A 21165-nucleotide genomic window follows, 5' to 3' on the forward strand; every position below is an offset into this window, starting at 1 on the left:
CAGGTTTTGCCACAGGGATTGAGCCGCGTGTCCGGGCCGAGGATCGTGGACGCATGGCTTCGGCGCTCGATCCTCCTCCCTCTGTGGGTCCCACCATCGGTCCGTTCCCCATCGCCGGTCTCGTTCGTCGGGCCCGGCGCATGAAGGGGTTGGGCCAGCGCCAGATGGCCCGGTTTGCCAAAGTCACACCCTCGACAGTGGGGCGGGTTGAGGCGGGCAGTCTGACGCCAAGTGTGGCCGTGCTGCAGCGCCTGCTCGCCGCATCCGGGCTCTATCTGGTTGTGGTCGACCAGGACGGCCGGGTCATCCACCCGATGGCCGATCGGGAGGACATTCACGACGGTGCCGGCCGCCGCTACCCGTCACACCTCGACACCATCCTCGACCCGGAGCCGGGGGAGTGGTGGGGGGACGTCTACGGGCTGGCTCGGCCCCCGGAGACCTACCACCGCGACTCGGCAGATCGGGAGGCGCGACGCCGACGCAGCCAGTGGGAGGTGCGGGTAGCTCAGCACCGCCATCTGCCACCACCACCGATCAGCCACCACTACTACTGACCCGGGCGGGGTGCGGCCGAGGGCGAAGGGCAGCGGCCCACCGTCCGGGAAACCTGGACGGTGGGCCGCTGACACCCGTGGAGGGCCGAAGGGTCAGTCGTCGTTGGTGATCGTGCCGACTGCCAGCGGATCGGTCAGTCGCAACCCGGGCACGCCTGCCACCAGCAGCGTCAGCTTCTCGTCCGACTCCCGCTTCCGGTCACCCCGCACCGTCACCGGGAAGACGACCGACGTCTGCCCGGCGGCCAGCACCTTGCAGCCGGCGTACGGGTCGAAGTCCGAGCCAGCCTCCGCCGTGACGCCGACGGTGGCGGCGCAGAGCAGCACCGGCTGGGACAGCGGACGGGACACGGTGGCGGTGAAGGTGAGCTGCCGCGGGCCCTGGTTGCCCTCGACCACCGTCGTGTCGGCGACGGTCAGCGACGCCCGAGAACGGAACCGGGCCACCTGTGGGTCGTGGTCGCTGGAACCCCGCGACCCGTCACCGGTGAACTCCGCCGGCCAGTCGGCGTTGATGTGCGCCGCCCGTACCTGCACCAGGTCGCCGTAGAGCGCCTCGTTGACGAACAGGTGGTCGAGCGTCTGCGCCTGCCCCTCGAAGCTGTACGAGTAGGCGGACGCGGGCACGTCCGCGACCAGGTTGTCCCACAGGTTGTGCAGACCCGCCTGGTAGAGCGGGGCCAACTGGTCCGACGGGGTCGGCTGGCTGCCCGTGGCGCTGAATTGCTGGTTCCCGAAGGGCAACGGATCGTCCGGGCGGGGGAAGACGTTCAGATCCCCGCCGTAGACCACCCGGGCGGTCTGGTCCGCCGCCTCGATCGCGGTGACGATCGCCGCGCCGTACGCCGCCTGCTCCCGCCGCTGCCCGACCCGGCTGTCCGGCCCGGAAGAGTAGTGGTTGCTGAGCGCGTACAGGGTGAACCGCTCGGCCGAGCCGGGCGCCGCGGCCACGCTGAACCTGCCCAGCTGGGGAGCGCGGGTGAAGACGTTGTTGCCGTCCTTGCCGGTCGATGTGTCCACGTCCGCCGGCAGCACCGCGTTGAGCGCCTTAGGGTTCTGCACGTCGGCGTTGCCCGGCAACCCCGGAGCCCGGTACTGGACGGTCGGCGCCGAGCCGAGCAGCGGGTCCGTGGCCGTCGCCGTGGCCAGCGAGAGCCGGTCGGTGCGGTACAGGAAGGCCGCGGTGATACCGCGGGCGTCCGCGCCGGTCCGGTCATAGGCAGCGGCGTACGCCGGCCCGCCGGCCGCCGCCACCGCGAGCGCCAACTCCTGGATGCTGTCCGGAGCGCCGTCGGCGTTGTCCGTGGCACCGCAGGTCAGTGCCGTTCCGGCGACCGCGCAGATGTCCTGGTCCTCGGCCTCCTGCACCAGGATCAGGTCCGGTGCGTGCAGGTCCTTGGCGATCTGGTCGGCGAGCGAGGTCAGGTGCTCGCGGTAGTCCGCCTCACTGGCCGGCACGTAGTCGAAGGGCGGGCTGACCCCGGTGCAGCCGGCGTTGCCGGCGAAGTCACAGCCGTCGAACGGGTCGTCCCGGTAGTCGTACAGGTTCTCCACGTTGTAGGTGGCCACCGCCACCTCCTGCGACCGGTCGGCCGGCTTGGGCGGGTTGTTCTTCGACGGGTCGGCCCCGGCGTCGAACTCCGCCCGCTCGACCTGGACGCCGTACTTCTCGAACGAGTAGTAGACCGCGCCCAGCGCGTCCGCGCGCAGCGTGTCGAAGGTGTGTGCCGGCGGGAGCAGCGCCGTGCTGTCCCCGGCGGTGGCCTTCACGCCCATGCTGCCGAGCAGCACTCGCTGGCCGTTGCCGTCGTCGAAGCGGCGGGTCGGGTCGTTGTCCAGCGGGTGCGAATCACGGAAGACCCGCCGGGCGTACGGGTCGGCGCGGTCCAGCAGCGGGTCGTCCCGGTCGACCACCCACAGCTCGGCGTCGGCGGTGGAGGAGAAGACGTCCCGTCCGCTCACCGCGCCACTGCCCGCGCCTACGCGCATCCGGCTGCCCTCGTGCCGCTCCCAGAAGCGCTGCGCGTCGGTCAACTCAACCGGCGGCACCGCGTCCGCCACCTCGACTGCGGTGTCCACGGCCAGGCCGGTGGCGATCCGGCGGACCAGCGAGGCGCCGGAGAGCTGAGTGAAGGTGAAGTATTCCGACACCCGGGCCCGGAGGACGACCTCGTCGCCAACCGTCGGGACGTAGCCGCCGATCAGCGAGGTGAACGCGCCCATGAACACGAAGATGCCGTCGGAGCTGGTCGGGTCGCCGTCGGTGTCGCCGGTCCGGCTCTGCAGGAAGAAGCCGTGCTGCTCCGCCCCGGCCGAGGTGCGGGCCAGGGTCAACTGGGTGATCACGCCGCGTACGTCGTACAGCGTGCTGCTCGTGCCGTTGCCGCTCGCCGGGGCGAGCGGTGAGCGGTCGCTCGGACCGGACTCGGCGTCGGTGGTCGGGCCCTGCACCTCACCGACGGTCAACTCCCGGGTCACCTGCACGACCAGCGCGCAGCTGGCGGTGCCGCCGCCCGCGTCGGTCGCGGTGACGGTGACGGTGTACGCCCCGGCGGAGAGGTCGGCGCTCGCGCCGACCGTGGCGCGGGCGGTGCCGCCCACGCCCTCGGCGGGGGTGAACGCGTCGCGGGTGATCGAGCCGGTGGCCGGAGTCGGGCTGACCGCGGTCACCGCCAGGTCGACGATCGTGTCATCGGGGTCGGTGGCGGTGACCTCCCGGGCCGCCGCCGTGCCCGCGGCGGTGACCAGCGGGCCGCCACAGGTCAGCGTGGCCGGCGCGTCGACGGGGCCGCCGTCGTCCACGGTGTGCGTGCCGAGCCCGTCGAAGGTGTCGACCGGGAAGCCAGCCCACTGCGCGGCAGGGTCGAACGCGTCCGACGGGTCGGTGTCGCCAGCGGCCACCGTCGGCAGTCGGCGCAGCGTGTTGTCCGCGGTGCTGGTGGCACCGGCACCCCACTCGGTGCCCGGATCGACGCCCACCTGCCCGATCGAGTCGAGCACGGTGGTGCCCCGGCGCAACACGATCGCGTCGTCACCGTTGAACAGGCTCGCCCCGGTGGTCTGGTCGGCCTGGGCGAGAATGGCGGCCCCGGCCGAGGCGCTGGCGAACACGAACGCGTCACCCGCGGCCACCGTCCCGCTCAGCGCGATCGCGGTGGCCGTGGTGGAGCCGTTGAAGTAGAGCTGGAGCTGGTAGCCGCCGGCGGTGAGGTCGACGGGGGCACCGGTGCCGTTGAACAGCTCGATTGCCTTGTTGTTCGACGACCCTTCGACGTACTCCGAGATGAACAGGTCGGTGGGCGCGGCGCTGGCCGCGGTGGGAGCGACGCCGAGCGCCGTGATGGTCACGGCGGCGGTGGCGGTCGCGAGCGCGGCGATTGTGCGGCGCGGGCGCATAGGGCCTCCACGATGGGTGGATGGGGTCAACGCACGTTAAGGTGCGCGACTGTCCACCGTCCATCCCCTAATGGACAGTTTCGTGAATTCCTCAGCGCGGCGGGTCGAGGCGGTGCACCAGCTCAGCGACGTCGACGCTGTATTCGCACCAGTCCCGGTCGGGCCGGTAGCCCAGCTCCGCGTTGACCTTCAGCATCGCCTCGTTGGCCTGCGCGTTCCAGGTCTGCACCTCGATCAGCTCCGGCTCGGCGGAACGCAGCTCCAGCAGCATCCTGGCCTTGATCGCCCGGTCGATGCCGTAGCCCCGGTGGTCCTGCGCGACGATCGTGTCGTACTGGTCGGCGCGGGTCGGGTGCTGCGCCGGCACCACCACCTCGGTCAGGCCGGCCACCTCGCCGCTCTGCTCGTGCTGGGCGAGCACGATGTACGGGTTCATGCCCCGCCGGTGCAGGGTGTCGAGGCTGTCGCGCAGCCGCTCCGGGTCGTAGGAGCTGGGCCGCAGCTCACCATCGTCGACGTCGCGCACCTCGGCCTTGGCCCGTGCGTACGCCTCGATCAGGTCATCCGGTGGCCCACCGGGGAAGAACTCCAGGTGGTAGCCCGCCCCGATGCCGGTGGCCATCTGGGCCAGCTCGGCCCAGTCGACCGAGGTCAGGTCGAGCACGCTGCGCGTCTCCACGTACTCCCGGGTGAAGCCGAGCGCCTCGTAGAAGGCCACCGCCGGCGTGTCGCCGACCACCTCGACCCCGATCGACCGGAAGCCCTCCTGGTAGACCCGGCGGGCGGCACGCAACACCAGGTCACGGCCGAGGCCGCTGCGCCGCACGGACGGGTGCACCAGCACCTCGAGCACGCCGATGTCACCGAGGAGCAGCACGTGAACCTGGCCGAGCACCGCCCCCGGGTCGCCAGGGGCGGTCGGCTCGGCCTGAGCGATCCAGGAGATCCGCCGCTCGCCGGGCATCACCTCGGCGAGGTATTCCCGCAGCGAGGTCTCCCGCCACGGCGGGTCCTGCGGCAGATCGGCCGCCAGGACCGCGTTCAGCGTGGCCACCAGCGACGCGATCTCGGCGGACGACGCGGTCCTGGGGTCCCACTCGCGCACCATCACCCGTCTAGCTTGCCGCTAACAGCTGCCCGGGGGAAGTGTCCAGTTCTCCAACGTATCTAAACGATCACTTCACGGGCGACTGGCCCGTCCGTACCGGTTCGCGGTGTCGTAGACCTCCTGGGCGTACCGTCGCACGTCGTTGTACGACAGGATCGCGTTCCACCAGTCGCCCGGGATGCTCAGGTTGCGGCCGCCCTTGCAGAGGTAGTTGCCCGCCGCCAGGGCGGCGTCGTCCAGGTCGTGCGGGTCCTTGACCCCGTCGTTGTCCGCGTCCGCGCCGATCTCCTGCCAGGTGGTCGGGATGAACTGCATCGGCCCGATCGCCTTGTCGAGGGTCGTATCCCCGTCAAGCACCCCACGGTCGGTGTCGATGATCCGCATCCGGCCGTCCTTCCCGTCCAACGGCAGTCCGATGATCTTTGGCAGCGCCTTGCCGTCCTGCCCCAGCCGCGCGCCGTTGGCCGAGCCGTGCCCCGATTCGACCTGACCGATCGCGGCCAGCGTGGTCCAGCTCAGCGCGCAGCTGCGGTTGGTCTGGGCGAGCACCAGCTCGGCATAGCCGTACGCCTGCATGGCGACAGCGGGGACGCCGACCTTGGAGCCGACCTGCTGAGCCCAGCCGGCCAGGGCGTCCGACGGCCGACCTCCGATCACCGGCCCGGTCGGAAGCCCGTTGGTGGGTAGCCCGCCGGTGGGCAGCCCGCCGCCGGGCACCGGGCCGGTCGGGACGGGCCCGGTGGGCAGCGGGCCGGTGGGTAGGCCGGACGGCACCGCCGGCGGTGCGACTGCGGTCGGCGTGGCGGAGGAGTCGGCCGCGACCGTGCGGGGTGCGCGGATCGTGGCCGGCACGAGCAGCGCCCCCGCCGCTGCGGTCGCGGCCACCATCGCCAGCAGGAAGACGCCGGGCAGAGTGAGCCGGCCACTTGGCCGGTGAGCCCAGGCGCGGGTCGCGCGGGCGGCGGAGGCTGCTGCCTGACGCGGCGGCAGCCGTACCGCGTGCGCGAACGGCATCCGCCGTCGCCGGGCGGGGTCGGCTGCCGGCACGACGGTCAATTCATCCACAGTGGTTTTCGTCAGATCCGCGGCGTCGACCACGGTGACGGTCTTCGCATCGTCAACCGACGCGTCGGCAGTCGGGGACGACTCGGGCTCGGTCGGAGGGTTCGTGCCGGGGGCGGTGGCGCTCGCGTCCGGATCGGACGGGGCCGGGGCGGTGGCGCTCGCGTCCGGATCGGAGCCGGCGGGGGTGGTCGGGGTGGCCGTCTCCGCTGGTGTGGTCGGCTTGGTCCCGGATCGGCCGCTCAGCCAGGGTCGGCGGGGGCGGGGCACCGCGCGCACCGGGTCCGGCGCCGCCCCCGGGCCTTCGAGTGGCCCGTCCATCGGCGCGGCCGGTCGTAACGGTTGCACACGCGTGTCGTCCTCGCCGTCCACCACCCGTCGAGTATCACCCATACTCCGCCGGACGCCAGATCCACGTAGTCTGGGTGCCATGCCCCGGTACGAGTTCCGCTGCCGCGCTTGCGGCGACACCTTCGAGGTCAACCGATCGATGGCGGCGGCCGGTGAGCCGGCTGCCTGCCCACAGGGACACGCCGACACGGTCAAGCTGCTCTCCGCGGTCGCGGTCACCGGGCGGGGTGGTGCCACCGGTGGTGCCCCGGCACCCGCCGGTGGTGGGTGCTGCGGCGGCGCCTGCGGCTGCTGATCGGGCCAACTCGCCGCCGCCTGGTGGGCTTGCCTTGCCGGGAGCGGGTCCGAGTGGCACCTTGAGGCGGCACCTGCCCGGCCGTTCTCACGATGCGTGACCGCTCGGACTCAGGCAGCATGAATCCGACGTCACGGGCGGAGGTTCCACGCATGTCGCCACGGATCCAGCTCCCGAGCGGTTGGGTGACCTTCGTTTTCACCGATATCGAGGGCTCGACCCGGCTGGCCCAGCTGCTCGGCCCGGACTACCGGCCGGTGCTCGCCGAGCACCGCCGGCTGCTGCGCCGGACACTGGCCAGCACGGGTGGCGCGGAGCTGCTGACCGAAGGCGACTCGTTCTTCCTGGCCTTCGAGGACGCGGCGGCGGCGCTGACCGCGTGCCTGACCGCCCAGCGGGCATTGTCCAGCCACGACTGGCCCACCACCGAAGCCGCGCCCCGGGTACGGATGGGCCTGCACACCGGCTACGCCGAGCCGCGCGACGGCGAGTACATCAGCCCCGAGGTGCACCGGGCCGCCCGGGTGGCCGCCGCCGCGCACGGCGGGCAGGTGCTCTGTTCGGCGTCCACCGCACGTCGGGCCGAGCCGTTGCCGCCCGGTGCGACCCTGCTCGACCTGGGCCTTCACCGGCTACGCGGCTTCGACGACCGGGAGCGACTGTTCCAACTGGTCGCGCCGGGCCTGGAGCGGCAGTTCCCCCGACCCCGTACCGCCGACGCGGTGCCGCACAACCTGCCAACCCAGGTGACCTCGTTCGTCGGTCGGCAGACCGAGCGCGTCGAGCTGGGCCTGTTGGTGAAACAGCACCGCCTCGTCACGGTGCTGGGCGCGGGCGGCGCGGGCAAGACCCGGCTCGCGGTGGAGTTGGCCAGCGGGGTGGTCGAGGCGTACCCGGACGGGGTCTGGTTCGTGGACATCGCCGCGGTGACCGACCCGGGGCTGGTGGCGTTCGCGATCGCCGCGGTGCTCGGCCTGCGACCCGAGCCGGGCCGGCCGATGCTGGACACCCTGGTCGAGTACGCGGCCGGTCGCCGCATGCTGGTCGTGCTGGACACCTGTGACACGCAGCCGGCCGCCTGTGCGGAGGTGATCGCGCGGTTGCTGTCCGGCGGGGGCGGCGTGCGGGTCGTCGCGACCACCCGTGAGTCGTTCAGCCTGCCCGGCGAGGTGGTCTGGCGGATCCCGCCGCTCTCGGTCGACCCGCGGGCGGACGGAGCGGAGAGTGACGCGGTGGCGTTGCTGCTGGACCGTACGGCGGCGGCGCGCGGCGGCCGGCAACCGGACCCGGCCGAGTCGGCCGATCTGCGCCGGGTGGTGCAGCGGCTGGACGGCTTGCCGCTCGCCATCGAGCTGGCCGCCGCCCGGCTGCGGGTGCTCTCGGTCGGCCAGCTCGCCGAGCGGCTGGACGATGTGCTCGGCACACTGGACGCAGGCCGGGAGGACCCGGAGCCGCCGCCGGTGGAGCGGGGTTGGTCCGGCAACCAGCAGGACACCGTGGACCTGGTCGCCGCGGCGGCCGGGTCGTCGCCGCCCACCCCGGCGAGCAGGGCGGTGCAGCGCTCGGCCACCGAGCGGCACCTGACCATGCAGGCCACCGTCACCTGGTCGTACCGGACGCTGGGGCCACGGGCCGCCCGCCTGCTGCGGTGGCTGGCGGTCTTCGCCGGGCCGGTGGACCTGGCGACGGTGGAGTGGCTGCTGGGCGACGACCCGCTGGATCCGCTCTCGGTGCTGGTGGACAAGTCGATGGTGTTGGCCGAGCCGCGTGCTGCCGGCAGCACCTACCGGATGCTTGACCCCATCCGGGCGTACGCGGCGCGGCGGTTGGCCGAGGCGGGCGAGGAACAGGCCGCCCGGAACCGGCATGTGGCCTGGTCGGCGCACGCACTGGACCGGGCACACCTGGGCCAGGACGGCCGGCCGGTGACGCTGTCGCTGTATGCCCTTGACCCACTGGCCGGGGAGCTGCGCGCCGCGCTGCGGTGGTGCGCCACCGGGGGCAGCGCCCGCGCCGGTCTCGGCCTGGCTGGCGGCCTGGACCAGTGGTGGCTTGAGCGGGGCCTGGCCCGGGAGGGGCGGCTGTGGCTGTTCCGGTTGTACGGGCGGATCGCTGAAACGGGCGAGCGGATCCCCGAGGCGGAGCTGGCGGCGGTTTACCACATGCACTCCCTGCACGCCGGCGCAGACGGCGAGTTCGCCGAGGAGCTGCGTTACTCCCAGCGGGCGGAGGCGGCCGCCCGGCAGGCCGGTGATGCCGGGCTGCTGGCCCGGGTGCTCGCCGGCCGGGCCGCGCCCTTGGTGGACATGGGGCAGTTCGTCGAGGCCGAGCGGGTGTGCCGAGAGGTCATCGACTGGGCGCACGGGCAGGACGTGGTCGGCGACGCGCTGTTCGCGGTGTTCAGCCTGGCCGAGCTGCTCTGGCGGCGCGGCGCCCTGGAGGAGGCAGCGGATCTGCTGGGGGCGGTCCGTCCGGTGGAGGCGGCCCGGCCGGTGGAGCGGGGCCGGCGCTCGGTGGACATGCTGCTCGGGATGGTCGCGCTGGCCCGGGGCGACGTGATCGCCGCACACGAGCACCTGCTGGTGGCGCTGCGTTCCCGGATGGGCCACGGCTACCACGGTCGGGCGTGCGACACGTTGAACGCGGTCGCGGTCCGCTGCGCGATCGGAGGGGACCGGTTGACCGCCGCCCGGCTGTTCGGGGCGGCACAGGCCACCCGGGCGAGCATGCGAGCGACGCCGGGCATCTTCGGCGGCTACTGGGCCGATCAGCAGGTGGAGTTGCGTGCGGCGTTGGGCGACGCGGCCTTCGACGACGCGTACGGCGAGGGTGCCGAGTTGGGGCTGGACGAGGCTGCGGCGCTGGCACTGGACGTGGAACATCCGGACCTGGCGGCGGATTCGACCCGCTTCAGCACCGGCCTGTCCCAGCCAATCCCCCGCCGCCCCGCCGACCCGGAACACCACCCAGCCACCAGAACCGAACGCGCCTAACCGCACCCCACCCCTGCCCCACCACCACCACCGCCGTTGTTGACCATGAGGTTATTGCTCCGACACGCCGGGCGGGCGGGCAATAACTTCATGATCAACCGGGGCGGGGCGGGGCGGGGCGGGGCGGGGCGGGGCGGGGCGGGGGTTGGGGTTGGGGTTTAGGTGCGGGCGGCGGCTGCGGCTTCGGCCTTGGCCTTCATTTGGGCGGCGCGGTCGATGTCGGCCTGCTGCACGGCCGCCACGGAACCGAAGATGCTGACGGCCTGGTAGTAGGTCCAGGCCAGGCTGTAGCAGGCCGGCCGGACGACCGCGTTGTACGTGGTGCAGACGCGCTTCAGGTCCTCGTAGAAGGCGCTGTCCAGTCGGGACTTGTTGGCGGGGAACTGGCCGACCGCCTTGTAGTTGCGGTAGCCGAAGTCGTGCCGGTAGCAGCCCAGGTTGAAGGTGAACCCGAGCGGGTTGTCGGGGCTCGACGAGCAGTAGTCGGTGGACCAGTTGAAGTTGTACTCGGCCCAGGGCGCCCGGTTGACCCGGGCGTTGTTCCAGGAGTTGTAGCTGGACGCGCTGGTCTGGGTCCAGCTGGAGAGCACCGACAGTCGCTGTGCGGGGGTGACGGCGGCGGCGGGGGAGGCGATGGCGAGGGTGGCGAGCAGCGCGAGCGCGCCCGAGGCGATCAGGGTGGCGAGACGTCGGGGCACGGGTTACCTCCGCGGGGTGAGCGGGTGGGACGGAAGTTACCGGCGGGTTACCGGATGTCGATGAGTCTCGATCAACTGATCAACTAGGCGGTATGCGTATCGCCAACTATTGATGACATGCGTCGAAACACACGAATGCCCCGGACGCGCGGGGCGCCCGGGGCATTCGATGCAGGGTGGACGGGTCAGCGCAGGACGAAGGCCGGTGGGCTCGTCGGGCTCTCGTTGGCCAACCGGTCCAGTGCGGTGAGCTGGTAGGTGTAGCGCCGGCCGGGCTCGGCTGACGTGTCCACCCACGACTGGGCGCCGCCGGAGGTGGCCCGGACGGTGCCGACCAGGTGGGCGGCGTCCGCGGTGCCACACCGACCGGGCAGCGTGGTGCCATCGAACCGGTAGATCGCGTACGAGGCGGCAGCGCCCAGTGGCCCGACGCCGTCAGCCGGCTGGCGCCAGGTCAGCCGTACTCCGTCGGCCTGCCGCGCTGCCTTGGTGACCACCGGGAAGAGCAGTGGGCGGGCCGGCAGGTGCGACATCGCCGGCACGAGCGCCGGACGGGAGTAGTGCTCGGCGGCGTAGGTGTCGGTGGCGCCGAGCCGGTTGGCCCGCACCTGGACGGCGGAGAAGTGCACGTTGCCCTGCACCTCCGGGTACGCCCGATTGAGCGTCAGGTGGTCGGACAGTTCGCTCGGGTTCTGCCAGAACTGCCCGTACGCCGGATCGCCGCTCTTGTAGTCGGCCTGGCCGATGTAGAGCTGGACGCGGGTGCCGCGCACCGTCTCGGCCCACCACGGGACCAGCCGCGCGTAGTCCGCCGCCGGGTACTGGCCGATGTACCAGTAGAGCTGCGGAACCACGTAGTCGATCCACTCCTCCTTGACCCACTTGCGGGTGTCGGCGGAGATGATGTCGTACGACTGGCTGCCGGTGGTGTCCGAGCCCAGCGGGTCGACGGCCTTGTTCCGCCAGATGCCGAACGGGCTGACCCCGAACTTCACCCACGGCTTGGCCGCCTTGATCTTGCCGTTCATTTCCTGGACCAGCAGGTTGATGTTGTCCCGCCGCCAGTCCGCCCGGTCGGTGAAGCCCCGGTTGTGGGCCGCGAAGGTGGCGTCGTCGGGCACCTGGTGGCTGCCGCTGGGGTAGGGGTAGAAGTAGTCGTCGAAGTGCACGCCATCGATGTCGTACCTGCTGACCGCGTCCATCATCGCGGTCTGCACGAACTCGCGGACCTCCGGGATGCCGGGGTTGTAGTAGAGCCGGCTGCCGGCCACGCCGGCCGGTGGGTAGGCGAAGGTCCAGTCCGGATGCTGCCGGGCCGGGTGGCCGGGGGCGAGCAGGTTGAGGTCGGCGCCGGCACCGCCGGGCGCCGGCATGGAGACGCGGTACGGGTTGAACCAGGCGTGGAACTCCAGGTTGCGTCGGTGTGCCTCCTCGACCAGGAAGGCCAGCGGATCCCAGCCTGGGTCCTGGCCGCGTACGCCGGTCAGGTATTCCGACCAGGGCTCGTACGGCGAGGGCCAGAGGGCGTCCGCGGTCGGCCGGACCTGCACCACGACGGCGTTGTGGTTCAGCCGCTGAGCGAGGTCGAGCAGGCCGCGGTATTCGGCCTGTTGGGCGGCGACCCGATCCGGGCTGGTCTGGGACGCCTTGCTGGGCCAGTCGATGTTGACCACCGACGAGATCCACATGGCCCGGAACTGCCGCTTCGGGGTGGCCGGGTCGGTGGTGCAGGTGGCGGTGGTGGTGCCGGCCGCGCTGGGCGCGGCGCTCGCGGGGGTGATGGTGACGAGTGTGCCGAGCAGGACTGCGACCAGCCCGGCGGCTCCGAGTCGTATGGCCTTCATGCGGTGTGTCCCTTCGTTGGGGCTACCGGTGTTCAGCACGGCACTGCCGGCAAGATTCGTCGCTGACTGTCGGCCGCAGGTAGAAAATTTTCACACTCGGGTCACTGCCGCAAGGGTTCGCGCCCGATCGATGCGATTGACCATTACCGCCGCTGGGTAGCAACGCCGGCTACCGGCGGCCACGCGGGTGGTCGCACGGTGGAAGGGGTGACCGCGTGTCCGTGCTGCGAACCAAACCGATCAAGGACGTGATAGCCCAGAGCGAGGCGGACGGCACCGACGGCGGGCTGGGGCTGAAGAGACGGCTCGGCGCGGTCGACCTCACCGGCTTCGGCATCGGCATCGTGATCGGCACCGGCATCTTCACCCTCACCGGAATCGAGGCCCGGGACAGCGCCGGACCGGGCGTGGTGATCTCCTTCGCCATCGCCGGCGTGGTGGCCCTGCTCGCCGCGCTCTGCTACGCCGAGTTGGCCTCCAGCGTGCCGACCGCCGGCAGCGCCTACACCTACGCGTACGCCACGATGGGCGAGATCGTCGCCTGGATCATCGGTTGGGACCTGCTGCTGGAGTTCGCGCTCGGCGCGGCTGTGGTGGCTCGCGGCTGGTCCGGCTACCTGGCCGAGTTGCTCGACCTGCCGACCCGGTGGTTCGGTGAGGAGGGCAGCACCGTCAACGTCGGTGCCATCGCCATCGTGCTGATCCTCGGCGTCGTGGCGATCGTCGGCATCCGGGAGTCCGCCCGGATCACCAACCTCCTGGTGCTGGTCAAGGTGGCCATCTGCGTCTTCGTGGTGGTCGCCGGGCTGTTCTTCGTCAAGGCCGCCAACCTCACCCCGTTCATCCCGCCGGCCGAGCCCGCGGGCAGCGGCGACGACGGCATCAAGCAACCGGTCACGCAGGCGCTCTTCGGGCTGGAACCGTCGGTCTTCGGCTTCGTTGGGGTGCTCAGCGCCGCCGCCGTGGTCTTCTTCGCCTACACCGGGTTCGAGGCGGTCGCCAACCTGGGCGAGGAGACGCGCAAGCCCAAGCGGGACCTCACCCTGGGTCTGCTCGGCACGCTGCTCATCTCCACCGTGCTCTACGTCGGCGTCTCGCTGGTGCTGGTCGGCATGGTGCCGTACAGCGAGATCGATCGGGGTGCCCCGATCGCGTCGGCCTTCGAGGCGGTCGGCGCCGGCTGGGCGGCCGTGCTCGTCTCCATCGCCGCGGTCGCCGGTCTGACCAGCGTCATCCTGGTCGACCTGGTGGCGATGGGCCGGATCGGCTTCGCCATCGCCCGGGACGGGTTGATCCCTCCCTCGATCGCGAAGGTGCACCCGCGCTGGGGCACCCCGTACCGGATCTCGGCGATCATGACGGTGGCGGTCGCGCTGCTGGCCGGCTTCCTGCCGCTGTCCGCGCTGGCCGACCTGGTCAGTATCGGCGCGCTCTGCGCGTTCGTGCTGGTCTCGATGGCGGTGCCGATCCTGCGCCGCAAGCGCCCGGACCTGGAGCGGCCGTTCCGGGTGCCGTTCTCGCCGGTGCTGCCGGTCGTCTCCGCGCTCGCCTGCTTCTACCTGATGCTCAACCTATCGGTGGAGACCTGGCTACGGTTCCTGGCCTGGATGCTGCTCGGCGCGCTCATCTACTTCGGCTACGGCTACCGCCGCAACCGGCTGGCCCAACACGAGCCCGCCGTCGCCCCGGCACCCCGCGAGCCGTCCGCCGACAGCTGACCCCCCTCGCCCTCTCCCCTCCCGCCCCCCACGTCGTCGATCTAGGGCATATCGTCGTGATCAGAGATCCACTAGCGACGATATGCCCTAGATCGACGCGGCGGGGAGTGAGGGGCACGCGGTGGGGGCAGGGTTAGGGGCGGGGTTGGGGTGTGGCGGTTGGGCCCTTGACCACTGGCTTGCCGTCGACCCAGGTCACCTCGTCGAGCCAGACCTGCCGGCCCGGGTCGGTGCTGCCCTCCTGGCCGGGTGGCCACGCGTGGTAGAGCAGCCAGGTCCGGCCGTCCTTGACCACCATCGAGGCGTGGCCGGGGCCTGAGGCGGCCTCGGTGCTCTTCAGGATCGGGTTCTCGGCGGCCTTCACACACGGGCCGGTCGGGCTCTCGCAGATCGCGTAGCCCTCGGCGTACTCCGCCCGGTCGTAGGCGTTGGCGGCGAAGAAGAGGAGCAGCCGACCGTCCTGGCGGTGGAAGAACGGCCCCTCGATCAGGGTGCCCTCCCACGGCTCGGTCTGCTTGAGCAGCTTCGTCGGCTCGCCCACGAGGGTCAGGCCGTCCTCGGAGAGGCGCTGCGACCAGAGCCAGGTGTCCACCCCGATCGCGTTGCCGTCGTTCTTCCAGAGCAGCCAGAGACTGCCGTCGGTGTCCCGGAACGGGCTGGCGTCGATCGCCCCGCCCAGGTCGGCCTGGCAGATCAGCGGGCCGGCCGCGTCGTCCCGGTACGGCCCCTGTGGCGCACTGGCCACCGCCCGGCCGACGCACTGCCGCCCGGATTCCCGCCCGGCGACCGTGTAGTAGAGCAGGAAGCGGTCCGGTGCCAACTGGATCGCCTCCGGCGCCCAGGTCTTGCCGGCGTCCGCCCAGTCCGGCAGCGCCGGCAGGGCATCCCCGGATTCGGCCCAGTCGACCAGGTCCGTCGACGTGAGCACCGGGACGTTTCGGCCGCCCGAGTTGGTGTGGAACAGGTACCAGGTGTCGCCCACCTGGATCGACTGCGGATCAGGGGCGTCGGTGCGTACGACCGGGTTGGTGAACATGCTGGAGTCGCTCCCGCTGCTCGTGGGGGTGGGTTCGGTGCAGCCCGCGACGAGCAACGCGGCGGCGATGATCGCCGCCGCGCCGCGTCGCCGGGTGGTGGTGCGCGTCATCCCTTCAGACCGCTGCGGGAGACACCCTGGATGATGTGCCGCTGCGCGAGCACGAAGAGGATCAGCACCGGCACGCTGGCCAGCACCGCCCCCGCCATGATCACCGGGTAGTCGGTGACGTACGAGCCCTGGAGCAGGCCCAGGCCCGGCGGCAGGGTGAGCTTCTCCGGGCTGAACAGCACGAAGATCGGCCAGAGGAAGTCGTTCCAGTTGGTGAGGAACGACAGCACGGCCAGGGTGGCCAGCGCCGGCTTGGACAGCGGCAGCACCACCCGGAAGAAGATCTGCCACTGGTTGGCGCCGTCCAGCGTGGCGGCCTCCTCCAACTCGTTGGGGAGTGAGAGGAAGAACTGCCGCAGGAAGAACACCCCGAACGCGCTGGCCGCGCCGGGCACCACCACCACGGCGAGGGTGTCGATCCAGTTGAGCTGGTCGACGATCAGGAAGTTCGGGATGATCAGCGAGGTCGGCGGGATGAACAGCGTTCCGACGATCAGCGCGAAGCTCACCCCGCGCCCCCGGAACTTCAGCCGGGCCAGCGCGTACGCGGCCATCGAGGCGGTCACCAGCACCAGCAGGGAGTGCAGCGTGGCGGCCAGCATGCTGTTGAGGAACCAGCGCAGCACCGGGTTGGCCGTGTTGTTGAGGACCTGCTCGTAGCCGTAGCCCGCAATCGGGTTCGGCAGCCAGCTCGGCGGCATCTGCTGGGCGGCGGTGTAGGTCTTCAGCGAGGTGATGACCATCCACACCAGCGGGATCAGGAAGATCAGGGCCAGCGCTACCAGGGTGGCGTAGAGCACGACCCGGCTCGCGGCCGTGGAACCGCGGGAAGTCCGCGTGGGCGTCGTCATGGCGGTCCCCTCAGTCTTCCTTGTAGCGGAAGAGGCGGAAGTTGGCGATGCTCACGACGGCCAGCATCAGGGCGAACACGATGCTCATCGCGGCCGCCTTGCCGGCGTTGTTGTTACGCAGCCCCGTCTCGACGATGAACCACACCACCGTGCGGGTCTCCGTGCCGGGCGTCCCCTGGGTGATCAGGAACGACTGGCCGAACATGTTCGCCGAGGCGAGCACGGTCGTGGTGATCACGAAGAGCAGCACCGGGCGCAGCCCGGGCAGGGTGATGTTGCGGAACCGCTGCCAGGCGTTGGCGCCATCCATCCGGGCTGCCTCGTACAGCTCCGGCGAGATGTCCTGCAGGCCGGCCAGGTAGATCACCGCGTTGAAGCCGGACGTCCACCAGACGGTGACCCCGACCAGCGAGATCCACGCCCACGGCATGTTGGTCACCCACGGGGTGTCCGCCGGTAGACCGACCGCGCCGAGGAGCCGGTTGACCAGGCCCAGGTTGGCGTCCAACAGGAACCGCCAGAGCAGGCCGATCACCGCGACGCCCAGCACGTACGGCGCGAAGTAGATCGCCCGGAAGAAGGTCCGACCAGGGAAGGAGCGGTTCAGCAACAGCGCCAACCCGAGGGGTACGACCACCAGCAGCGGCACCGACAGCACCGTGAAGATCGCGGTGGCCCGGATGCTCTCCCACCAGTCGCCGTAGACGGCGGATTCGCTGGAGAAGAGCTCCTTATAGTTGTCCAACCCGACGAACGGCCGATTGGGCAGCTGGAAGTCCCACTGGTGCACGCTGAGCCACAGGCCCACGATGATCGGCAGAAGGCCGAACACCCCGAACAGGATCAGGTAGGGGGCGAGGAACAGATACGGCGTCGCCCGTCCGGTCCGGCCCGCCGAGGCACCCCGGCGGGGAGCCTTGGCCGCCGAGGGCGGCGCGTCATCGCGCGCCGCCCCGACCTCGATCACGTCCGCCACGGGTTATCAGCTCCCGTACTTCTTGCGGTTGTCCTCAAGCTGCTTGTTGGCCTTCGCCACACCGTCGTCGAGCGCCTGCTTGGGCGACTTCTTGCCCAGCGCGGCCTCGTTGAAGGAGTTGTAGAAGGTCGTCATGACCTCGCCGAGACCCGGCGCCGCCGGCGGGAAGGCCGCGTACTCCAGCTCGGGGGCGAGCGACGAGATCTCCGGCAGCGCCTTGAACTCGGCGCCCTCGCGGACCGCCTTGCGGGCCGGGATCTGGCCGCCCTTCGCCCAGTCCAGCGAGTGCTCGCTGAGCCAGTTGATGAAGACCTTCGCGCCGGAGACCTTGTTGGCGTCGTTGGCCCGCTGCTTCACGATGGTGAAGTTGTGCGAGTTGGCCCACGCCGCCGGCTTGCTACCGATCTGCGGCAGCGGGGCGACGCCCCACTGGACCTCGGGGCTCTTCTTCAGATCGTTGATCTGCCAGATGCCGTTCCAGGTGAAGGCGTTCTTGCCACTCTTGAAGGCCAGGTAGTCGGCGTCCTGACCGACATTGGCGGGTGAGAAGCCCTGCTTGACCATGTCGACCAGCCAGGTGCACGCCTCGACCGCCGGGTCGGAGTTGAACGTGGCCTTGGCCACCTCGGCGTCGAAGAGGGTGGCGCCCCACTGGTTGAGCAGCGAGTAGAAGGTCATGCCGCCGGTGAACTGGAAGGGGCTGACCCAGAAGCCCTGCACACCGGCCTTCTTCAACTCGGTCAGCGCCGCGGTGTACTCCTCCCTGGTCGCCGGTGGCTTGTTCGGGTCCAGGCCGGCCTTCTGCATGACGGCCTTGTTGTAGTAGAAGCCCAGCGGGTGCATGTCCAGCGGGATGCCGTACCGCTTGTTGTTGTAGAGCCCGCCCTTCCACACCGTGGGGGCGAAGTCGCCCTCGGCGAGCTCCAGGTTCTTGGCCACGTCGTCCAGCTCGGTGATCACGCCGCGGGCGGCGAAGGTGGCGAGCTGGTCCATGTGCATGACCGCGATGTCCGGGCCGTTGCCGCTGGAGGCCGCACCGGGGAGCTTGTTGTAGTAGTCCTCCCACTGGTACGTGGCCACCGACACGGCGATGTTCTTGTGCTCGGTGTTGAACTGGTTCACCAGCGCCTTGAAGATGTCGCCGTCACCGCCGGTGAAGCCGTTCCACAGCTTCAGGTCCACCTTGGGGCCGGTGTACTCCTTGCCGCCGTTGCCGGCAGCTGGCCCGGAGGTGCTGTCATCGCCGCCGCCGCAACCGGCGAGGGTCAGCGAGGCCGCGGCACCGACTCCGAGACCGAGGCCGAGCAGGCGCCGCCGGCTCATGTCGTTCTGGATCATGCTGTATCTCCTTGCAGGGGGACGGAATGAATTGTGCCTGGTCAAACCCGGTGCGGATTCAGGCGCTGGGCGGGCCGAAGCGCAGCACGCTCCAGGACACGGCGGGCAGGCGCACGGTGCACCGGCCGCCGTCGGGGGTGGGGGTGGGCATTTCCTGCGGCGTCACCCGATCGGGCTCGGCCTCGGTGTTCGTCGCCGACGGATCAGATCCGGCAGCGAGGCTCAGGAAGGACAGACCGGACAGCCCTGGCAGGCCGCGCAGGTCGAGGTCCAACGCGAGGTCCGTGGAGTCGCGGTTGACCGCGAAGACGGTCAGCTCGCCGGTCTGCTCATCGTGTACGGCGACCGTGTCGAGCACCGGCACGTCCCCGTACTTCTTCGTGTCGTAGCGCGGCGACACCGGGTCGGTGCGCAGCACCGTGCCCCGGGCGTACCGAGCGGTCAGCGCGAACGGGTGGAAGATGCTCTGCCGCCAGGCTGGGCCGCCGTTGCGGGTGCGGATCGGCGCGATCACGTTGGCCAGTTGGGCCTGGGCGGCCACCCCGACCCGGTCCGCGTGGCGCAGCAGGGTGATCAGCAGGTCGCCGACGACCACGGCGTCGACCGCGGTGAAGTCGTCCTCGATCAGCGCCGGAGCCTCGACCCAACCGCGCCGGTCCAGGTCGGACTGGAGGCGGGACTCGTACCAGACGTTCCACTCGTCGAAGGAGATCTTCAGCTTGCGCCTGTGTCGCTGCTTGGCGGCCACATGGTCGGCGGTCGCGACGACCTCGGTGATGAAGTTGTCCATGTCCACGGCCGAGGCCAGGATGCTGGCCTGGTCGCCGTCGGACGGGTCGTAGTAGGTGTGCGCCGAGATGTAGTCGACGTGCTCGTAGGTGTGCTCCAGCACGGTCGCCTCCCACGAGGCGAACGTGGGCATCCGCCGGTTGGAGCTGCCGCAGGCGATCAGGCTGATCGAGGGGTCGATCATCTTCATCGCGCGGGCGGCCTCGGCGGCGAGGCGGCCGTACTCGTCTGCGGTCTTGTGGCCGACCTGCCACGGGCCGTCCATCTCGTTGCCCAGGCACCACAGCCGCACCCCGTACGGGTCCTCCGCGCCGTGCTTGCGCCGCAGGTCGGAGAGCTCGGTGCCGCCCGGGTGGTTGGCGTACTCCAGCAGGTCCAGTGCCTCCTGGACGCCGCGCGTGCCGAGGTTGACCGCCATCATCGGCTCGACGTCGGCCTCGGCGGCCCAGGTCATGAACTCGTCCAGCCCGAACGCGTTGGTCTCGATCGTCTTCCAGGCCAGATCGAGCCGGCGCGGCCGGTCGCCGACCGGGCCGACCCCGTCCTCCCAGCGGTAGCCGGAGACGAAGTTGCCGCCCGGGTAGCGGACCACCGAGACGCCCAGCTCACGGGTCAGATCCAGCACGTCGCGGCGCAGGCCGCGGGAGTCGGCGCTGGGGTGGCCGGGCTCGTAGATGCCGCCGTAGACGCACCGCCCCATGTGCTCGACGAAGGAGCCGAAGAGGCGTCGGTCGGCCGGGCCGATGGAGAAGGCCGGGTCGATCGTCAGCTGCGCGGTCCGCAAGGGTGCCACCTTTCCTCAGTGCCGATGCCGGGTGAGCGCAGTCACCGTTCACCCGGTGTCCACGTTTCTACAACGTTGTAGGCAACGTTGTAAAGGGTTGCTGACGAGGTATGGTGCGCTCAGTTACATCGGGGAGGTTGCGGAGTGCGACAAAGGCTCAAGGACGTGGCTGAACGGGCCGGCGTGTCGGTCAAGACCGTCTCCAACGTCGTGAACGGCTATGTGCACGTTCGGCCGGACACCCGGGCGCGGGTCGAGGAAGCGATCGCCGAGCTCAACTACCGGCCCAACCTCTCCGCCCGCCACCTGCGCAAGGGCCGCACCGGGGTGATCGCGTTGGCCGTGCCGGAACTGGACATTCCGTACTTCGCCGAGCTGGCCCGCTACGTGGTCACCGCCGCCGCCGAGTACGGCTGGACGGTGCTGATCGACCAGACCGGCGGTCGGCGCGAGCAGGAACGGGTGGTCGCGTCCGGCATCACCGACCACCTGATCGACGGGCTCATCTTCAGCCCGTTGGCGCTCACCGCGGAGGACCTCGCCGGCCTGGACGGCACCCCCATGGTGCTGCTCGGCGAGCGGGTCGAACATGGCCCCGCCGACCGCGTGGTGATCGACAACGTGACGGCGGCCCGGGAGATCACCAGCCACCTGATCCAGCTCGGCCGCCGGCGGATCGCGGCCATCGGCTCGCAGCGCACCGACGAGGGCGCCAGCGCCCGACTGCGCCTGGCCGGCTACACCGACGCGCTGCGCGCCGCCGGGCTCGACTACGACGAGGCCCTGGTGGCGCCCGCGCTGGCCTGGCATCGCGCCGACGGCGCGGCCGCCATGCGGGACCTGCTCACCTCCGGGGTACGCCCCGACGCCGTCTTCTGCTTCAACGACACGCTCGCCCTGGGCGCCCTGCGTGCTCTGCACGAGGCCGGCCTGCGGGTGCCCGAGGACGTGGCGGTGGTCGGCTTCGACGACATCGAGGACGGGCGCTTCTCCATCCCCACCCTGAGCACAGTTGCCCCGGACAAGGAGCAGATCGCCCGCCTGGCCGTCGAGCTCCTCGCCAACCGCCTGGACGGCGACCGCACCGCCCCCGCCAAAGCGCTCTCCGCCCCCTACCGCCTAGAACTCCGCGAATCAACCCAAACCCCCTAACCCCCACCCTCCTAACCCCCACCCCCCTGGCCCCCCTCCGCCCCGACCTGCCGTTGATCATGAAGTTATTGCCCTCGATGCCGGCGTGTCGCCGCAATAACTTCAT

Annotated in this window: 15 protein-coding genes; 5 read left to right on the plus strand and 10 right to left on the minus strand. The window is 70.8% G+C overall.

Going from position 1 to position 21165, the window contains the following annotated elements:
- Positions 1-53: 53 nt before the first annotated feature.
- On the plus strand, positions 54-557 hold the full coding sequence (locus ABZT18_RS13405; protein WP_354996803.1) for a helix-turn-helix domain-containing protein: 504 nt from the start codon (positions 54-56) through the stop codon (positions 555-557).
- A gap of 93 nt (positions 558-650) precedes the next feature.
- Here the strand turns inward: ABZT18_RS13405 and ABZT18_RS13410 are convergent, their stop codons facing one another.
- The 3 genes from ABZT18_RS13410 to ABZT18_RS13420 form a co-directional block, all read right to left on the minus strand.
- Positions 651-3953, minus strand: coding sequence for a lamin tail domain-containing protein (locus ABZT18_RS13410; RefSeq protein ID WP_354996802.1), 3303 nt, complete (start codon positions 3951-3953; stop codon positions 651-653).
- A 91-nt stretch (positions 3954-4044) separates the two neighbouring features.
- Positions 4045-5061 (minus strand): GNAT family N-acetyltransferase, encoded by a 1017-nt coding sequence (locus ABZT18_RS13415; protein WP_354996822.1) that lies wholly within the window; start codon positions 5059-5061, stop codon positions 4045-4047.
- 72 nt (positions 5062-5133) lie between these two features.
- Positions 5134-6498 (minus strand): lytic murein transglycosylase, encoded by a 1365-nt coding sequence (locus ABZT18_RS13420; protein WP_354996801.1) that lies wholly within the window; start codon positions 6496-6498, stop codon positions 5134-5136.
- 55 nt (positions 6499-6553) lie between these two features.
- Between ABZT18_RS13420 and ABZT18_RS13425 the strand changes: the two genes are divergently transcribed.
- Together ABZT18_RS13425 and ABZT18_RS13430 are read left to right on the plus strand one after the other, a co-directional pair.
- A complete protein-coding gene (locus tag ABZT18_RS13425; protein WP_354996800.1) occupies positions 6554-6769 on the plus strand; it encodes a zinc ribbon domain-containing protein in 216 nt (71 codons plus the stop codon).
- Between the two features lie 152 nt (positions 6770-6921).
- A complete protein-coding gene (locus ABZT18_RS13430; RefSeq protein WP_354996799.1) occupies positions 6922-9762 on the plus strand; it encodes an adenylate/guanylate cyclase domain-containing protein in 2841 nt (946 codons plus the stop codon).
- 158 nt (positions 9763-9920) lie between these two features.
- Here ABZT18_RS13430 and ABZT18_RS13435 read toward each other — a convergent pair whose 3' ends face one another.
- Together ABZT18_RS13435 and ABZT18_RS13440 are read right to left on the minus strand one after the other, a co-directional pair.
- The gene (locus tag ABZT18_RS13435; protein ID WP_354996798.1) at positions 9921-10460 is read right to left on the minus strand and encodes a phospholipase; all 540 of its coding nucleotides are present in this window, start codon (positions 10458-10460) and stop codon (positions 9921-9923) included.
- 185 nt (positions 10461-10645) lie between these two features.
- A complete protein-coding gene (locus tag ABZT18_RS13440) occupies positions 10646-12304 on the minus strand; it encodes a family 10 glycosylhydrolase (protein WP_354996797.1) in 1659 nt (552 codons plus the stop codon).
- A gap of 215 nt (positions 12305-12519) precedes the next feature.
- Between ABZT18_RS13440 and ABZT18_RS13445 the strand changes: the two genes are divergently transcribed.
- Entirely contained in the window at positions 12520-14022 is a 1503-nt protein-coding gene (locus ABZT18_RS13445; protein ID WP_354996796.1) for an amino acid permease, read from the plus strand.
- A gap of 133 nt (positions 14023-14155) precedes the next feature.
- On the opposite strand, the gene ABZT18_RS13450 is transcribed toward ABZT18_RS13445, so the two are convergent.
- From ABZT18_RS13450 to ABZT18_RS13470, 5 genes are read right to left on the minus strand one after another with little or no spacing between them, the layout of a single operon-like run.
- A complete protein-coding gene (locus ABZT18_RS13450) occupies positions 14156-15169 on the minus strand; it encodes a glycoside hydrolase family 43 protein (RefSeq protein WP_354996795.1) in 1014 nt (337 codons plus the stop codon).
- On the minus strand, positions 15166-16020 hold the full coding sequence (locus tag ABZT18_RS13455; RefSeq protein ID WP_354996794.1) for a carbohydrate ABC transporter permease: 855 nt from the start codon (positions 16018-16020) through the stop codon (positions 15166-15168). Before ABZT18_RS13455 ends, ABZT18_RS13450 begins: the two co-directional genes overlap by 4 nt.
- 10 nt (positions 16021-16030) lie before the next feature.
- Positions 16031-16996 (minus strand): sugar ABC transporter permease, encoded by a 966-nt coding sequence (locus ABZT18_RS13460; RefSeq protein WP_354996793.1) that lies wholly within the window; start codon positions 16994-16996, stop codon positions 16031-16033.
- Between the two features lie 6 nt (positions 16997-17002).
- A complete protein-coding gene (locus ABZT18_RS13465; RefSeq protein ID WP_354996792.1) occupies positions 17003-18334 on the minus strand; it encodes an ABC transporter substrate-binding protein in 1332 nt (443 codons plus the stop codon).
- A 58-nt stretch (positions 18335-18392) separates the two neighbouring features.
- Positions 18393-19907, minus strand: a complete 1515-nt coding sequence (locus ABZT18_RS13470) for an alpha-N-arabinofuranosidase (RefSeq protein ID WP_354996791.1) — start codon at positions 19905-19907, stop codon at positions 18393-18395.
- A gap of 144 nt (positions 19908-20051) precedes the next feature.
- On the opposite strand from ABZT18_RS13470, the gene ABZT18_RS13475 reads away from it, so the two are divergent.
- Complete coding sequence (locus ABZT18_RS13475; RefSeq protein WP_354996790.1) at positions 20052-21059, plus strand: LacI family DNA-binding transcriptional regulator; 1008 nt, start codon at positions 20052-20054, stop codon at positions 21057-21059.
- The last annotated feature ends 106 nt before the right edge of the window (positions 21060-21165 follow it).

The organism is Micromonospora sp. NPDC005291 (assembly GCF_040607415.1).
Taxonomy (GTDB): Bacteria; Actinomycetota; Actinomycetes; order Mycobacteriales; family Micromonosporaceae; genus Micromonospora.

Coding starts and splice junctions, on each gene's coding strand:
- ABZT18_RS13405 (WP_354996803.1), top strand. CDS start 54: ATGGCTTCGGCGCTCGATCCTCCTCCCTCTGTGGGTCCCACCATCGGT.
- ABZT18_RS13410 (WP_354996802.1), bottom strand. CDS start 3,953: ATGCGCCCGCGCCGCACAATCGCCGCGCTCGCGACCGCCACCGCCGCC.
- ABZT18_RS13415 (WP_354996822.1), bottom strand. CDS start 5,061: ATGGTGCGCGAGTGGGACCCCAGGACCGCGTCGTCCGCCGAGATCGCG.
- ABZT18_RS13425 (WP_354996800.1), top strand. CDS start 6,554: ATGCCCCGGTACGAGTTCCGCTGCCGCGCTTGCGGCGACACCTTCGAG.
- ABZT18_RS13430 (WP_354996799.1), top strand. CDS start 6,922: ATGTCGCCACGGATCCAGCTCCCGAGCGGTTGGGTGACCTTCGTTTTC.
- ABZT18_RS13440 (WP_354996797.1), bottom strand. CDS start 12,304: ATGAAGGCCATACGACTCGGAGCCGCCGGGCTGGTCGCAGTCCTGCTC.
- ABZT18_RS13450 (WP_354996795.1), bottom strand. CDS start 15,169: ATGACGCGCACCACCACCCGGCGACGCGGCGCGGCGGCGATCATCGCC.
- ABZT18_RS13455 (WP_354996794.1), bottom strand. CDS start 16,020: ATGACGACGCCCACGCGGACTTCCCGCGGTTCCACGGCCGCGAGCCGG.
- ABZT18_RS13465 (WP_354996792.1), bottom strand. CDS start 18,334: ATGATCCAGAACGACATGAGCCGGCGGCGCCTGCTCGGCCTCGGTCTC.